The 16,542-nt window shown below is 34.0% G+C and carries 16 protein-coding genes; all 16 read right to left on the reverse strand.

Features of this window, described 5'->3' with window-relative positions; genetic code table 11:
• Window positions 1–16: 16 nt before the first annotated feature.
• Window positions 17–1,681, reverse strand: coding sequence for a C45 family autoproteolytic acyltransferase/hydolase (locus ACFPH8_RS03425; RefSeq protein WP_376858472.1), 1,665 nt, complete (start codon window positions 1,679–1,681; stop codon window positions 17–19).
• Window positions 1,681–3,213: a phytoene desaturase family protein gene (locus tag ACFPH8_RS03430; RefSeq protein ID WP_376858474.1), complete on the reverse strand. Its 1,533-nt coding sequence runs from the start codon at window positions 3,211–3,213 to the stop codon at window positions 1,681–1,683. Before ACFPH8_RS03430 ends, ACFPH8_RS03425 begins: the two co-directional genes overlap by 1 nt.
• A 1-nt stretch (window position 3,214) precedes the next feature.
• Entirely contained in the window at window positions 3,215–6,898 is a 3,684-nt protein-coding gene (locus ACFPH8_RS03435) for a 1-acyl-sn-glycerol-3-phosphate acyltransferase (RefSeq protein WP_376858476.1), read from the reverse strand.
• The gene (locus tag ACFPH8_RS03440) at window positions 6,891–8,087 is read right to left on the reverse strand and encodes a DUF2062 domain-containing protein (protein ID WP_376858478.1); all 1,197 of its coding nucleotides are present in this window, start codon (window positions 8,085–8,087) and stop codon (window positions 6,891–6,893) included. Before ACFPH8_RS03440 ends, ACFPH8_RS03435 begins: the two co-directional genes overlap by 8 nt.
• Window positions 8,088–8,163: 76 nt before the next feature.
• A complete protein-coding gene (locus tag ACFPH8_RS03445; protein WP_376858480.1) occupies window positions 8,164–8,808 on the reverse strand; it encodes a hypothetical protein in 645 nt (214 codons plus the stop codon).
• 11 nt (window positions 8,809–8,819) lie between these two features.
• Window positions 8,820–9,317 carry a hypothetical protein gene (locus tag ACFPH8_RS03450; protein WP_376858482.1) on the reverse strand — a complete coding sequence of 166 codons (498 nt, stop codon included), beginning with the start codon at window positions 9,315–9,317 and terminating at the stop codon, window positions 8,820–8,822.
• A 6-nt stretch (window positions 9,318–9,323) separates the two neighbouring features.
• Window positions 9,324–9,689, reverse strand: a complete 366-nt coding sequence (locus ACFPH8_RS03455) for an ApeI family dehydratase (protein ID WP_376858484.1) — start codon at window positions 9,687–9,689, stop codon at window positions 9,324–9,326.
• An 8-nt stretch (window positions 9,690–9,697) separates the two neighbouring features.
• Window positions 9,698–10,342 carry an outer membrane beta-barrel protein gene (locus ACFPH8_RS03460; RefSeq protein ID WP_376858486.1) on the reverse strand — a complete coding sequence of 215 codons (645 nt, stop codon included), beginning with the start codon at window positions 10,340–10,342 and terminating at the stop codon, window positions 9,698–9,700.
• Window positions 10,339–10,947 carry a flexirubin biosynthesis protein LolB2 gene (lolB2, locus tag ACFPH8_RS03465; protein ID WP_465251604.1) on the reverse strand — a complete coding sequence of 203 codons (609 nt, stop codon included), beginning with the start codon at window positions 10,945–10,947 and terminating at the stop codon, window positions 10,339–10,341. Before lolB2 ends, ACFPH8_RS03460 begins: the two co-directional genes overlap by 4 nt.
• Window positions 10,928–11,545, reverse strand: a complete 618-nt coding sequence (lolA2, locus tag ACFPH8_RS03470) for a flexirubin biosynthesis/transport protein LolA2 (protein ID WP_465251605.1) — start codon at window positions 11,543–11,545, stop codon at window positions 10,928–10,930. Before lolA2 ends, lolB2 begins: the two co-directional genes overlap by 20 nt.
• Window positions 11,538–12,314, reverse strand: a complete 777-nt coding sequence (locus tag ACFPH8_RS03475) for a polysaccharide deacetylase family protein (protein ID WP_376858492.1) — start codon at window positions 12,312–12,314, stop codon at window positions 11,538–11,540. The genes lolA2 and ACFPH8_RS03475 overlap by 8 nt, the downstream gene beginning before the upstream one ends.
• Window positions 12,308–13,372 (reverse strand): beta-ketoacyl synthase chain length factor, encoded by a 1,065-nt coding sequence (locus tag ACFPH8_RS03480; RefSeq protein WP_376858494.1) that lies wholly within the window; start codon window positions 13,370–13,372, stop codon window positions 12,308–12,310. The genes ACFPH8_RS03475 and ACFPH8_RS03480 overlap by 7 nt, the downstream gene beginning before the upstream one ends.
• A complete protein-coding gene (locus ACFPH8_RS03485; RefSeq protein ID WP_376858496.1) occupies window positions 13,372–14,574 on the reverse strand; it encodes a beta-ketoacyl-[acyl-carrier-protein] synthase family protein in 1,203 nt (400 codons plus the stop codon). The genes ACFPH8_RS03480 and ACFPH8_RS03485 overlap by 1 nt, the downstream gene beginning before the upstream one ends.
• Window positions 14,575–14,600: 26 nt before the next feature.
• Window positions 14,601–14,858 carry a phosphopantetheine-binding protein gene (locus ACFPH8_RS03490; protein WP_248397209.1) on the reverse strand — a complete coding sequence of 86 codons (258 nt, stop codon included), beginning with the start codon at window positions 14,856–14,858 and terminating at the stop codon, window positions 14,601–14,603.
• Between the two features lies 1 nt (window position 14,859).
• Window positions 14,860–15,477, reverse strand: a complete 618-nt coding sequence (locus ACFPH8_RS03495) for a 3-oxoacyl-ACP synthase (RefSeq protein ID WP_376858498.1) — start codon at window positions 15,475–15,477, stop codon at window positions 14,860–14,862.
• A gap of 3 nt (window positions 15,478–15,480) precedes the next feature.
• Window positions 15,481–16,542, reverse strand: coding sequence for a methyltransferase (locus tag ACFPH8_RS03500; RefSeq protein WP_376858500.1), 1,062 nt, complete (start codon window positions 16,540–16,542; stop codon window positions 15,481–15,483).

The following is a 16,542-nucleotide window of genomic DNA, read 5'->3' on the forward strand; positions in this document are numbered from 1 at the left end:
AAGTAAGGATTCTATTTTATTTCAGTTTGTTTTTAATCTTTTTAATGTACCAATCTATTTGTTCTTGATCTGGAACAGTGGTAATTTCTTTGGTCTGCGCCTTCTCAAAAGCTTGTAAAGCTGCTGTGTAATAGTGCTTTTTATAGTAATAGGTTCCCACTAAATAATAGGCCTCCCAATAATTTGGGTTCACAGCAATTAGTTCGTCCAGAACGTTTTGTTCTACATGATTGTCTGTTAAAATAGCTTTGGAAATTTCCCGACTTAAAACCCGATATGTTTCATAGTCTAAATACGCCTGCGTGAATTGAAATGGATCGGCTTCAATAGATAATTCACTATTATGAAATGATTTGGCTGCAGTTTCTGATGGTTCGTTTTTGAAAATCGTATGCAAATTATAGGCTACAAATTCGCCTAGTTGATACGGATTAGCGGATACCCATACCAAGCCTTGTTCAGGTTTAAAAACCACACCATGATGGGCTAATAATTGGTTTAAGGCTTTTTCGTTTCCATAGCCTATGGCTTTATTTTTTAATCCTTCTGTGTTTCTTAAAATAGAAACCGCTTTTTCAACCGTTAGTTTGGGCGTTTCTGAAAGTAACTCTTCCATACGTTCAAAACGATATTGCGAGTGACTTTCAGCAATTTGTTTCAAGTTATTTTCATCAGTTGCATAGGCGTCACTTTGAAAATGATTGGAACAAATTAATTGATTGGAATTTTCAACGTTATAAACGCCAAAATTATTTGGCGACACCTCAATGGTAACCGCATGATTATCCTTGGCACTTCCTATAAATATAGATTCCGAAACAAATACTTGGCGTTTCTTAGCAATAGCAATGGCTTCATCTATCGTGCTGGCATATTGTAAAATTTCGCGTGTTAAAATGGAAATTGGTGTTTTGGCAATTAACGGTATATCTGATTTTCCAGCATTAATTGTCACGGTTAATCCTTGGTCGTTCATGCCTGAGACCACACCCATCATGCCAGCCCAAGTAACGGACATAAAATTATAACCGTTTGTAGGTTTTATGAAGGAAATGATTTTATTTTTTGCGAAATCGTCTCCAGCATAAAAGTCGAAATTTCTACCAATAATCAAGCTGCCATCTTCGGTTTTATCTCCCCAAGCGGCAAAAGATGAACACCCAACAAGTGCCAAATCCTGTAAGGCGTGTCCAATATCGTGGGCACTATGAAAATAGAGTAATCGCAGATAATCATCAGCCACATAATCATAACTATCTCCTGCGTATTTTGAAACCCCTAATATTTCACTTTTATACTCTTCAGGAACGTGCAAATACATTTTTCGGTTGTACCAAGCTAACACTTTACGTAATAGATATTGTTTGGTTTTGGATGGGACGAGCTCTTCTACTTTTCCTAAAAAGGCCGTTTCTTGTTTCGCCATTAACTCTTGACTTAAACTGCCTGTTTGCAAACCAATTTGATACGGATCGCCAGAAACATATAATTCCCATTGCCCATATTTATTTTTAGTTAGCAGACCATTTTCTGTGGTAAATGTAGAATCGGAAATCTGGTTGCGTTCGGGAATGGTTTGGTTGTAATTGGAAACATCTGGAATATCATGTAGCGACTTTTTTACACCACAAGAAGTGATAAGCAAAATAAATACGAGTATGTTACAATAGGTTTTCAGCATTAATTTTCTGTTTGATTTGCCGCAATAATTTTATCTAACAAATAGTCCTGACCTAATAATTCGGAACAGGTAACAACACCACTAATGGTAACGCCTAAAATTCCATGCATATTTAAACTTTGACCTGTAAATAACAAATTGTCTATTTTTGTTTTTGGTGAAATAAAAGACTGCATGGATTTATTTACATCCTTGGTATAGCCATACATAGAACCACGATTTGTTGCAATATAATCACGATAAGAAAGTGGTGATGAGGTATAATATTCCGCAATACAATTGCGAATATTTGGAAATTTTTTCTCTAATTCGTCTATAATAATCTCCGCTTTTTCTTTTTTAAATGCTTCGTAAGTTTGGCCACGTTCATTTTTATGGGCAACCGTATTAAAGGTGTCAGCCCAAGGTTCCACTTCTTCATAACGCATATAGGTCATAATGGTTATATTATCGCCATATATGTTGTTGTCTTTTTTGATTCCCATAGATAACATATAGCTTTCTGGCCACGTTTCTTGGGTGTAATGTTGGGCATTCCAAACGGCATCTTGTGTTTTAAAATGATAATAATTCTTGTTGATATATTTAAAACAATCTGGTTTTAAAACAATATACAAACTGAAGGCTGAAATGGTACTTTCAATACCTTCAATTCGGTTAGTATATGATTTTCTAAAGTGTTCTTTCCCTACTAAATTCAGAGTGATTTTCGGCTCAATATTAGAAATAAACGTGTTGCCTTCTATCTTGTTTCCGTTGGTACAAACAGCTGCTTTAATTAAACCATCTGCACAGATTAAATTTTCAACCTCATGATGTTTATAAACTTCACCACCATACTTTTTTAGTTGTCTAATAAGCAATTTAGTAATTTGACTACCACCATTTATACAACGGTACGCACTTTGAATATAAGAATTTACGGAAAGTGAATGTACATAAAAGGGCGTTTTATAACCATCGCCCGCATACAAGAAATTGGAGCCGGCCAAAACAGCTTGTAAGCGTTTATTATTGGTTATGGATTCCAAATAGGATTTAATTTGTAGTTTAAAAACTCCATCAGCATAAGGTCTTCCTGGTTTTAATCTGTAAAGAGGAAAGGCATTACAGGTTTCCTGAATTTGTTCGCAGTAGGTATTTATAGCTTCTGATTCGTCTGGGAAGTAGGTTTTTAATTGGGCTTTGAAATTGTTAAAACCTTGTGCATATGGATAGGCGTTTTCATCATCATCAAAACTAATAATATCAAACCCATCTTCATCCATTTTTTTGAGAGATAAGCCATCCATAATTCCCAAATAATTGAAATACTGGTAGAGGTTTTCACCTTTTCCCAAACTCCCAATATAATGGACACCTGTATCAAAAATAGATTTGTTTCTGGAGAAGGTTTGTAAGTTTCCACCAAATTGCTGATTTTTTTCCAAAACACACACACTATAACCTTCTTTTGCCATTATAATAGCAGACACCAGACCGCCTAATCCGCTGCCAATAATAACAATGTCATAATGTGATTTTGGTTTCAAATTAGTGCTTAATTAAAAGAATTAAATTTTGTGTTTGATGGCTAATATGATAATTAAGTTTTTCAAATATAGCTAAATAGCGTTTTGTACTTTCAAAAAGAAGAACAACACGTGCTGTGTTTTGAGCACTTAATGATTCTAATTGCGTATTTGTTAACACATCTGAATTAATAATGAGTGTATTGCTAGGCGTTTTTAGGGCTTTTAAAATTGATTCAGCACTATTAATTTTATAATGGTTATTAGGAATAAAACTGTTTTGTACCAATTTGCGGGATGCAGAATTTTCTAGAAAGCTCGTAATTTTTCTATTTGGGCTATCTACAGCCAATAGAAAATCTAATTGACCATGGGCATTTGAAATATGTGTGATGCTTTCGTCATCCTCCAAGGTGTCTAATAGATATTTATAGGTATCTTGATGAGTATTTAAGTCCGTTTTTATAGTTAGATATTGTTCGTGACCTTTATAGCGAAATTCCTCCAAGACCATATTATGAAAGTAGGTTGCATTTTCATGAGCATTTCTAAAGGCTTTAAATTCCGATTTAAAATAGGCACTAATTTGTTTGGTGCGTTCCCGATCTTTAATTCCGAAATTGGTGTCATCAAAAGCAATACGCTTTAATATTTTTACAGATAAACGACCACGTTTAATAACGAAATTCCCTTTTGGTAATATTTCAGAATTCCCATGAATAATAATAGGAACAACGTCCAATTTAAATTGATGGGCCAAATAAAATGCGCCTTTATGAAAACGTTTCATTTTGTGTGTATACGACCGTGTTCCTTCAGGAAAAGCCATAAGCGAATAGCCTTGATCCACTTTTTTCTGTAAATGCGTAACGCCATTTTCAATACCACTAGAAACAGGATAAAATCCAGCTAATTTAACCGCTCTACCAAAAAACGGTGAGTTGTAAACCCAATCATTTACTAAAAATATAATTTTTGGATTCAGCATGCCAATAGCCAAAATATCAAGGAATGACGTATGATTGGCAATTATTACAGCTTGTTTTTTAAAGGTTTCGTTGGTTGGGTTTATAACTTGGGTTTTAAAAAAGGGATAGGAATCTAAAACCGATTTCATAAACTTGGACATTACGCGGTGAAACCAGCCCATTTTTTTCTTCATACTAACCGGAATCACGCGTAAAATAGTCATTCCGAAGATGGATAAAAACAAACCACCAAGACCATAATAGGTGAATGAAATACTAGAGAAAATAAATAAAACTACAGGAGCCGGTTTGCTTGTTTTACTTCCAATAAAAAATTTAAAAAACAAGGGTTGCAGAACAAAGGCGATACATAAAGCGGAAATAATACCAATTATAGACACCATTGAAATGCTAAAAAGTGCAGGGTGCTTGGCGAAAATAAGTACACCAACACCTAAAATAGTGGTGATTACAGATAATATAATAGACGTTTTGTGGGTTGGTAAAACGCGTTCGCCTGTTTTTAACTCATGTAATAGTCCGTTGGTAATAAAAATGCTATAATCAATTCCCAAACCAAAAATAAAGGTCGATATTATAATGTTAAATATATTAAATTCAATACCTGTTACACCCATTATACCAATGGTTAACAGCCAGGTTAATGCAATTGGCAATGCCGTCACTAAGGTGAGAGACACGCTTCTGTAAAAAAGTAATAACAAAACTAAAACAACTAAAAGCGAATAGCCAACCAACCGATTAAAATCATTTTTTAGTCCACCTAAAAAGGTTTCATTCATTTGCTTTCTATCAATTACCAAGGTTTGTGGTTGGTCTTTAAAGGTTTTTATTAAACTTTCGGTTTGATTGTCTTCTAATTTCACTAATGATGTGACTGTTGAAAAACCATCAGCTTCGCCAATATAATCTTCAATAGAAACCGTTTTTAAGGTTTTAAAACCGTCCAAATTTAAAGTGTTGAAGTCAGCTTCCATTAGGTTGTAGAATTGCTGGAATGTGCTTGGTTTAAACCCAAGCGTTTCGCCACTAGAAATTAGTTCTTGTTTGGTAAACGCTATCGTTTCTGGCTGCCAGAAATTTCGCCAAGCTTCTACGTGTTTCTGTTGCTGGTCTTGGCTTTGTACCAAAGCGCCAATGGAACTAAAATTAATAATTTGATTTTCCTTTTTAAGCGTTTGTAGTTTAGAAAATACGGCATCATTGGCTGTAATAGCTTCTTCCGTATTAGAGCCGTAAGCTGCTAAATAAACCGATTTGGATTGAATATTGGTTAAGACATCTAAACGTTGTTGTGCTTGCAATAATTCTTCGGGTTCATAGTTTAATTGCGAAATATCGTTGTTAAAACCTACTTTGCTGTAGGTGAAAATACTCAACACAAATAGTGCAACTAATCCGCTAATGAGCCATTTGTTTTTATGAAATGGATATTTGGCAGCTGTATCTAAAATTGTTTTCCCTTGAAGTGATTTTTTGTTAATTCGATACACTTGAGGAATAAAAATTAATGAAAATACCGAAGCACCTAAAACACTAATGGCGGCAAATATTCCTAAATCTTGAAGAGCTTGCGATTTTAAAAACAACAAACATAAAAACGCCATAGCAGTCGTTAAACTACTCATTAAAACAGGCTTAGTAATCTCTTGATACAATTCCTTAATATTATTGTTACTCCTAATATGGGTTAATATATGAAGGGCATAATCCAAAGTAATTCCTAATAAAACCGAGCCAATACCTAATGAAATAGCAGATATATTCGTGCGGATTACAAACAACATGGCAACTGCCAGCAAGGCACCAAAAGCGGTAGGTGTAAATAAAATAAGTGGAATGGATATTTTTTTGTAAAACACAATCAGTATTAAAAGCAAAACACTCATGGCAATACTTACTGTAATAGTAATGTCACGTTTTATTTGCTGTGCATTGGCAACAGCAATTAAAGCACCTCCAAAATACGCACTGTTAACGGTGTTTTCGAAATCGCTATTTAAACTATCGCGTAGCTTGTAAAGTTGTTCGGCAAAAAGAGCGTTTTCAGATGTTTCACTGGATTTATGTTTGGGTGAAATAAACAATAATAAATGCTGCTTGTCTTTACTTAATAGAAAGCCATTTTCTAAAATAAATGCATCGCCAAAACTTAACTGCTGAAGTTTTTTTAACGCAATAAAGGATAATCCTAAAGGATCGCGTAGAATGGTTTCTTTTGCAACAAAACCTGAAGGGGAAATTAATGTTTTGTAATGTGCTTGGGTTATGGCTTGCAGACTGTCTGCATCCAATTTACCTTGAATAGTTTGGTAATCTTCAGTCTCTAAAAAAAGTGGTAAATTTTCGTAAACAAAATCCAATGTGGTTAAAACGGTTTCATCGGGAATTTGTCCTTGAATTTTCGTGTAATACGGTTGTGAATGTTTTTCTAGACTATCAATAAATTGAGCAGCGTATCGAGTTAAATCTTGAACGGAAGCACCAGATTCACGCGTGATATTGACAATAATTTTATCCGCAAAATTGACAGTTTTTAAAACTTTTTGAGCATCTTCATTTTCGCTGCTTGTGGGAATAAGTTTGGTAATATCTTCTTCAAAAGTAATGTGGCTAGCCAAAACTATGAGTCCAGAAACCACGACAAGTAATCCCAGAAAACTGATTAATTTTCTAGAAGCAACCCAAAGATATATTTGATAAAAAAAGTTAGTCATGTTGTAAAACGCGTTTCTTCTTTTTAAATACGCCGAAGAAAAAATAGGCAGCAAAACCAAACAAAATGGCTCCAAGTGTTGCTAGAGCAAAACTTCCTACAATATACGTTTTAAGATGCTGTAAAACCTCAAAATTATCTAACAAATCCGTAAGAGAATAGGAAATGGGTTCTTGTAAAATAAATTGCCCTAATTCTAGGCTGGCAATAATAATAAATGGTATAAAAGGAGGTAGGCTAACATTGGAAAAAGCAAAAGCAATGGTTTTATTTAATTTTAAAAACACAGCGAGTGTTAATACAATCAGTGTGTGAAATCCCCAAAGTGGCGAAAATCCTATAAAAACCCCTAATGCAACCGAAAGTGCTTTCTTTTTTGGTGAATCCTTACTGCCTAGAAAGTCTTCAACAAAAAATCGTTTAAAGCCTTTTTTTTTAATATTTCGGAATAGTTGTCGTGGTTTGTAATAGATAAGTGTTAAAAAAACCAACCATGTATTTAGAATGCTAATCCGCGTAAAATCTTGAAATGGGCGAAAGTGAGAGACACGTTCGGTTTCATCATAAAGTACTTGAATTGGCATGTTTTTAACCTCGGTATCTTTCCAAGCCGATTTGACAATCACTTCAATTTCAAACTCAAATTTATTGGTGTAAAACTTCAGGTTTTTAATAACGTTTAACGGATATAAACGAAATCCTGATTGGGTGTCTTTTAATTTAATACCCGTTTCAAACCAGAACCAAAAGTTGGAAAACTTATTTCCAAAACTACTTTTTCCAGGCACACCTTCCTGTTTCATGTTTCGGGAACCAATAATCAACACGTTCTTGGTGTTGTGTTGGTCTAATTCTGTGATGAAATTTGGAATATCACTCGGGAAATGTTGCCCATCAGAATCAATAGTTATTGCAAACTCATAGCCTAAAGCAATTGCTGCTTTAAATCCGGTTCGTAATGCAATTCCTTTACCCTTGTTTTTGGGGAAATGAATTTGTTGAATATTTGGATAATCTTTTAATATGTCTGTCGTGGCATCGGTTGACCCGTCATTGACAATAATAATATTGTTGGAGTAGGTTAAAACTCCGTCCACCACACGCTTTAAAGTATGCTGATTGTTATACGTTGGAATTAAAATACAAACGTTTAAATCGGTAATTTTTTGTGTGATACTTTGGTTTTGCACGTACTAAAAGCCTTTTGGAGTTAGTGACTGAAAAATACTGATTTTTAATGGACTATGATAATCTAATCAGCAGTAACTAAAATTTTTGTCCCGGTTTTTTGCTTTGTTCTTTCAGTAGTTCCGTGTAATGTTTAAATGCATTTAAAATAGATTCGGCATGATCATGACCATCAACACTCATTACTAATTTTATTTTATCCCACTTGTTTTTCTTCTCATACTTTAAAAATGGAACAAAAATGTTTAAATATGCTTGATCTTTTTTTCTTTTATCAATGTTTTTATAAGCATAAACATTTTCAAAATCATAAAGCATGGAGTTTATAGCTTTGGTACCCTTTTTATTCATAACGGATAATCTTAAATAGTCTCCTTCAAAAGTTGCTTTGTATCCCTTTTTTAAATGACTGTTGTGTTCATAACCGTATTTTTCAATTAAAAAAGCTTTCGTTTCCATTAATGAAATATCGCCAGAATTGGCAGGAGCAACGGAATGGAAGGTTTCCACTTTACCATTTTCAAAGGTAATTTTCGAAACATCAGACTTTTTTATATGATAGGATGGTCCTGAAAGATTATCTGATTTTTTATAGGAGATGGTTTCAATGTGAATTTCTTCAACTTTGGAGGAAATCTCTTCGTTATTGGTTGTTAAAATAATGTCTTGAGCGGACATTGGAATGGTAAAAAGGAAAAGTAGTAGGTAGGTAATTTTTTTCATATTTGGTAACGTTATTTAGATGTTATACTTTGTTTTTCTTCATCTGTAAACACGGCAGATTGTAAAATAAAATCTTTAATATGGTTCTTTAAATTTTTCGAGGAAATGTACTGATATTGTTTTAATATAAACTGCTTATCTTCTACTATAGCATCTTTATATTTTAAAATTTTGGGTGTGTTCTCTTGAATTCCTAATCTTACAAATCGCGGTTCAATATTGTTGGGTTCAGTTTCAATGGCATATTCTATATAGCCTACACCTTCTATAAAACCATCTTTTTTGTCTTTTAGGGTTTTTGCACTTCTAGCTTTTAAAGCTATGGCCGCACCTTTATATGCTACTAAAGCCATAGCGTCTGTTTTAGAAACTGATTGCATGGCCGTATAAAACGCATCTACAAGTTCTTGACTTTGAGCCGCTTCTTTATAAGATTGACGTACCTGATTTAACTCTAACCTTTGTACGTTAAAAACGAGTAGGACAAAACTTATAAGTATGAATTTCATAGGTGCCTATATTACGTTGTATGACGTAATCAATTTTAATGCCACAGTATCGTTAAACTTGGTAATATTTTTAACGCGAAATCCTGTTTTGGTATCTTCAAAATCCAGAGTAAGTTCTAAATCTGGTGTTTTAAATGGATTAATAATCGCCATGAATTTCACATTACTAGCGGATTCCATAAAGAGTTTTTTTGAAAGAACTTCTTCTGACAGCTCTTTAATAATCTGCATCATACAGACACCAGGCGTTACAGGATTCCCAGGAAAATGGCCTTTAAAAACATCATGTTCTTTATTGATAGTAATGTTAGCAATAGCCTTGCCTTCCGTGGATTCTAGTGAGTTAACTTTATAAAAATCTTTTAGTAACATGGGTTTTATTAAAATTTAAATTTATAATAAACACTTAATTGAAATACGGAATTTAGCTTATTATTGCCGTTATAATAGTAGTCATTTTCATTTCCAAAAGTATAATCGTTGTCATAGTAATTATTGTTATAAAAATCATCGCGTACATCAACAAACCCTTGTTTGTAGCGAGCCTCTAAACCTAAGCCCATTGGGAATTCGTAACCAATACCTGCAAAAAAAGCAATATCTATTGGAATAATGTCGCCATAGGTGTTATCGGACACATTAATTTCTAAACTAGGTCCGACTAAAAAATGCAAGCCAACATCTGGAATAAAAAAGAATTTATTTGAGATGGCAGCACCAATATAGTGAATGCTCACATCATTTCCAGAATATCTATAAATTTCACCATCATAAGGATTGCTGATTGTAAAGTTGTCACGGCCAAAGCCTTGGTTGGAATAGGATGCTTCTATCTGCAATTCATAAATCTTTGGAAAATGAATGTTTAAAAACATTGCACCTTGAAAGCCTACTTTTCTTGTGGAATTATCAATGTTAGTAACAGTTGCTGCATTTAGTCCTGCTTTAAAACCAGGACGGACTTGTACTTGAGCAAAAACTGCTGAAGTAAAAATTAAGCAAATGATTAATGATAGTTTTTTCATTTGGAAATTGATTTGAGGTTAATTTCTAGTTTAATATTATGATGTTTAATAGTAATTTGGTTTGCAATATTATTACTTATATCTGTAAACAAAAAGTGAACTTTCTCTTTTTGATAACCCGTTCGAATTATTTGATTTAGGTGTTCGGAAACATAATAGAAGTGTTTTTTACCCAAAATAGCCGTTTGATAAATGTGAATCGTATCCTTTATGAAACTTTTAGAAACCAAATTTTGCTCTTGAACCAAAGCTTTAAAGTCGGTTTTTAAAAGATTTATTAGTAGTTTTTTATTGAGCTCATCCAAAATATAATTAACCTTGAACTCCGTTTCGGTTATGGAGAAGTCGAATAATTTTGCACCCATTTCTGTTGTAAAAACGATTCGATGATTGCCATCTTCAATCTTTTTAATAATTAATAAACCACCAAAACTATTGTCGTAAACCTGAATACTGGCCTTGTAAACATAGTCTTGATTGGCATCAGAGAAATACGGATTGGTTATAAATTGCTTCTTTACTTCCTGTACTGTTAATTGGTTCTTCTTACTATAAGACCCGCAGCTCAATATTAGAAAGCAACAACTAATGATTAAATAACGCATCAGAAACCGGGTTGTTTAATACTTTATTACTGAAAACAATTCTGGTGTAATCGCCAGACGGTTCCACCATTTTCACAATTTCAACATCACCTTGTGCATTAAAGGTTAATTGAAATACTTCAATAAATGAAGCCGATTTTTTGTCCTTCGGCTTAAAATAAACGAGGCTGTTGTTTCCAGATTTATAGTATTCTATATGGAATTCTTCTGCATCAAACATATCGCCTTTTATACTGTTAATAATGAGACTATTCAGTTGTTTAAAAAGTTTGCTTGAACTCATGTCAATATCACTTTTTTTGCCTTCATCATTAATATATAGCTTGTTATCTTTAAAGATAACAGAATAAACAAAGGGGTCGGTATAAGACCATTTTACCAAATTTGGCGCTTTAAAATGCAGGTTACCTTTGGTAATAATATCATTAGATAAAAAATCCATGTGTTTGTACTGCGTAAAGGCACTTGTAATGGTTTTTGTGGTTTTGGCTTGCTGTTTAACCACGCTTTTTAAGGCATCTGCCTCTGCTGAATTCATGGGTTTTTGTGCATGTAAATTCAGAATAAAGAAGAAGCACAGTATAGAGATATTACGCATAAGCTTGGGTGTTGAATAAGGCATCAATCGTAACGGATTGAAAATTATTATCACGTAAAAATAACAATAACTGTTCCAAAACCCTAACAGATTTATCACTCGTGTCGTGTAAAAGAATTACATCGCCAGGTTTAAGGTTTTTAATGGTACGTTTTAGTATCTGTTCTTCAGATAGATTAGTGGTATCTAATGAGCGTTTATTCCAACCAATCGTGGTTAAATGCAAGTTTTGAACTGCACGACCAATACGTGGGTTGGTTACCCCAAATGCCGGACGGTATAATTTGGGACTTAAACCGCTATATTGCTTAATAATACGATTTGTTTTTTCCAATTCCGCTTGAACCTTCTTCGTTTTAAAAAAGCCAAAATTATTGGCATGAGAATAGGTGTGATTCCCAATGGTATGACCTTCCGCTATAATTTGTTTAAAAAGATCCGGATGATTTTCAATATGTTTTCCAATACAGAAAAATGTGGCTTTAGCTTGATATGAATTTAGAAGGGCTAAAACTTGAGGCGTAAACACTAGGTTTGGTCCATCGTCAAAGGTGATGGCTATGTGGTTTTTAGTAGCGTTTTTATTCGCATTTAAAATTTTAATATGGTAGTTCCAACCAACCAATCCCGAACCCAAAGCTGTAAGTATAAACCAAATAAAAAAAAGTGAAACAAACCACCAAATACTTATAGGATTTATCAGAGAAACAACTAATAAACCTATAAAAATAACACTGGTTGTTAATGTTACTAATTTAAAATTTAGCATTGACGAAGTAAGGTGAAACTATGATTTTCTCCACGATACTGGTTGTATAAAAGTATGGTTTTATAATGAGAAGGCGTAATAGTATTCATCTGAAAAGCTTCAGGAACGGTTTGTGTTTTTAAAATATGAGCTCCTAAAAGAAGCCCAAACGAAGAAGCTGTGTTAAATTCCCCAATCCAAGGTTTGTAAGCTAGTTGCTGTGTGTTTTGAAAATCACCTCGTGTTAATGTTTCGTAGTAAGAATCAAAATCAACATCACCATTATTCCCCAAAATAAGGGTGTCTATTTCTGATGGATTTAAGTTGTTTGCTTTTAAAAATTCGCGCGCCTTTTCGGCTACGGAGTGCAATGGCAAGGTATTAAAGGTTTGTAAGTCTTCAACGATGGCTAAAGAAGAATCTTGCTTTTCATTGGAAACTACAAAAAAGTTAGCGCCTTCACTATAAATAGCACCTTTAGTTTTGGTGTCTACTATTTGTGAACTTTCAACAGGTACTTCTTTTATGTGTTTTATGAGTTTGTTAAGTGAAATGGTATAATCGCCTATTTCGTCAACACCACCAATTAAAATATGTTGGGCTTCATTTAATTCCAACTGTAATTTGGCATCTAATAGCGCAGACTCAAAGGAGTTGCTCTCATGCACATAGGTAAAATTATAGCCCTTACATTGAATTTCCAAAGCAATTTGTCCACCAACGGTATTATGTGTAGATTGAATAAAAGGTGTTGGTGTTAAGTACTGTTCGTTATCATCAATTATGGCACTTAAAAACTTTTCCGAATCGCGTAAACAGCCCATTCCTGTTCCCGTAATAATGGCGTCAACATTATCCAAATGTGCTCTTTTTAAAGCTAATTTGGAGGCTATAATACTCATTTTAATTCCTTTTGCCATGCGTCTGGCTGCAGCAGGCGGAATAAAATCTTTATAATTCGGATTTATAGCAGGAAAAGTTGTGGCATTATATGAAATGATGTCTTTTAGAAAATCAGCTTCATCTGTCGTATTTTGCGCCGAAACGGAACCAAAACTATTTATGTACACGTTTTTCATTAGGCGTCTTTTGAAAATATTACAGTTGAACAATTTCCTCCAAATCCAAACGAGTTGGACATAACCGATTTAAGTGGTTTTTCTTTTAGCGCTAATTCAGGGGTTATTGAGAATTCCTGCATTTGCGTTTTAAAGTTCAAATTTGGAAAAATAATATTATGCTGAAGTGCCAAAATAGAATACACTGCTTCAATAGCACCAGCAGCAGCTAATGTATGTCCTGTATAAGCTTTTGTGGAACTGAATTCGGGTGTTTTATCACCGAAAACACGAATAATAGCACGACCTTCAGATAAATCGTTATTTCCCGTTGCTGTTCCATGTGCATTGATATAATCAATATCCTCTGGTTTAAAATTGGCAACTTCTAACGCTTTCTCCATAGCTATGGTAGCACCATCACCATTTTCAGAAGATGCTGTTTGATGATACGCGTCATTAGCATTTCCATATCCTTTTACATACCCCAAAACCGGTTTGTTTTCGGCGGCTACAACGGCATCTGATTCTAACACTAAATAAGCAGCAGCTTCACCTAAATTTAAACCTTTACGGTTGTCATCAAAAGGTGTGTTGTAGGTATCCGATAAAATCATGAGTGTTTTAAAACCGTTGATTGTAAATTTAGACATACAGTCTGAACCACCCACAACCACACGATCCAGTTTGCCTGCTTTGATTAAGCGGGCGCCGAGCATAATAGCATTGGCAGCCGATGAACACGCTGTACTGATTGTGGTTACCAAGCTTTCTTCAATACCCAGTTGCTGGGCAATTTTTTGAGTAGAGTCGCCTGCATTATGACCCGCAATATATTTTTGTTTGCTTTTATCTTCAAAATACTGATAATAGTATTTTTCAGTCATATCCATCCCGCCAACACTGGTAGCTGATATTAAACCAGTTTTATATGCGGTAATATCTGTTATACCAGCATGCGTAACAGCTTCTTTGGCAGCAACAGCTCCTAAAAATGCGGTTCTGGAATAATTATTATCAGGTGGTAAATTTAAAAGGGATTCCAACTCTTGATTGGTGTACGCAATTTCACCAACCATAATATCATTTTTATGAATGGTATCAATTTTAGAAATACGCGAAATGCCCTTATTTTCATTGATAAGTGCGTTATAATTTTCAGCTACATTGTTTCCAATGGCAGAAATTATTCCCATTCCTGTAATTGCAATACCTTGACTCATAGAAATATTAGTTTATAACTAAAAAATTATTTTGAACGGTTTTCCGTAATGTATGTAGCCATGGTATTTACCGATTCAAAAATGTGACGACCTTCCTTTGGATCTGTTAATTTAATACCATAGTTTTTATCTAACATGACAATTAATTCTAATGCATCTATAGAATCCAAACCGAGTCCATCTCCAAAAAGCATATCGTCATCTCCAATATCAGCAACTGTCATATCTTCAAGATTTAACTGTTCAATAATGTTTTCTTTCAATTCTTGTTTTAGTGCCTCCATATTATGTGTTGTATAAGGTTATTATCTCTTTTTTATTATGTGCTGTTTTCCCATTTTTGGCTACCAAATATAAGAAAGCTTCGTAGTGGTTTTTATCAAAATTCACCCAACCGCAAAGCACTTGATCGGCTTTATTCATATCCAATAAACTATTGGAGTAACTAGCTAAATGTTCAGCATTTAAGCTGTCAAAGATAAAAAAACTATTTTCAGAAAACAGCTTATATTTAATACTTATCTCTCCAATACAAATGTTTGGTAATGTGTAAACAAATACGGCAGGACTTGGAAAATAATCACTGGTGTTTTGAATGGCTTCCTGATGCATACGGTCGGTATCCAAACTGGCTGCCTTATTGGAAAAAACGACCGCTATATTGTGTTCCTTTTCAGGGTTTAAATTTTCGTTTTTAAGAAGGGTATCAGATGCTAAAAAAGCCAACTTACTTAAATTATCCATCTTAAAAAACTTGGGGTATTTTGTGTCTAAAGCTTTGTAAGCATTTTTTATAAAATCGGGAAACAATTCTGAATTATCATGAAATACCTCATGCCCATTAAGTGAAACCTTTTGGTTCTTAATATGGCAATAGGATGTTATGTGATAATTAGTTGTCATAAATTATTTTTTCTTACAAGCAAAAATAGTGTGATATTCTCCAACAGCGCGATCTTCAATTAATTTTAAGCCCGCTTGGTCTATCAACTTCATTAATACGGTGGATGGATACATTTTACTGTTTCCATTTGCCATTACGGTAAAGTAGAGTGATGTAGCTTCTAAAATAAATTTAGCATTATCAAAACGCTGTCTGTCTGTAAACGTTTCCATAATAAGCACTTCACCATCGTCATTCACCGCTGCGACGCAGGCTTTTAATATCACGAGAATTTCATCTTCTGAAAAGCAATCTAAAAACTGACTCATCCAAATGGCATCAGCGCCAACTGGTAATTGCGGGTTTCCCGATAACCAATCTATTTCATGATGTGTTACGCGATCTTTAAACCCGGCTAGTTCTACGTTTTTTAGTGCAATTTGTAATTGACCAGGTAAATCAATCATTTTAATAGAAACAGAATCTGAATACTTACTTCCACTAATGGCAAATTTCCCCGTGTTAGCACCAACATCATAAATCGTTTTTGGGTTGTTTCTAAAAACAAATTCTAATGCTTCCTGAAATACTTCGTCAGAATAATGATGATCAAATTCAAACCAAGCCTTTTGAATATCAGGTCTTAAAACTGAAAGTCCCTGATAAATTGTTTCCCAATCGCCTAATTCTTTTAATCCTGCTGGTTTTCCAGTTTCTATGGCTTCGGTTAGGTGAAATAACCCTTTATAACATACATCTTGAGTGAAATTGATATTGACATCAACGGTTCTGTCAAAAGCTAAAAAGTATCCTGTTGTGGTTAATTCAAACTGATTATTTTCATCCTTATTAACAATATTATAGCTTTCTGCAATTTCAAGTAGAACGCCAATGCCATAGTTGCTTATTTTTAGCTCTTTTGCAATATTATCTAAAGAAATACCACCTTTTTTACGATATTGAAATATAAGGTCAAAGATTCCAAGTTTTCTTAAAGCTACAACGGCTTGAAATACAAATGGTGCAAATGCAATTTTTTCAGCTTCTTGAACAGCATCAATGGCTCTGATAGGCTTTTTGGTCAT

It is taken from the genome of Bizionia hallyeonensis, from assembly GCF_042657385.1.
In the GTDB taxonomy this organism is placed as follows: Bacteria; Bacteroidota; Bacteroidia; order Flavobacteriales; family Flavobacteriaceae; genus Algorimicrobium; species Algorimicrobium hallyeonense.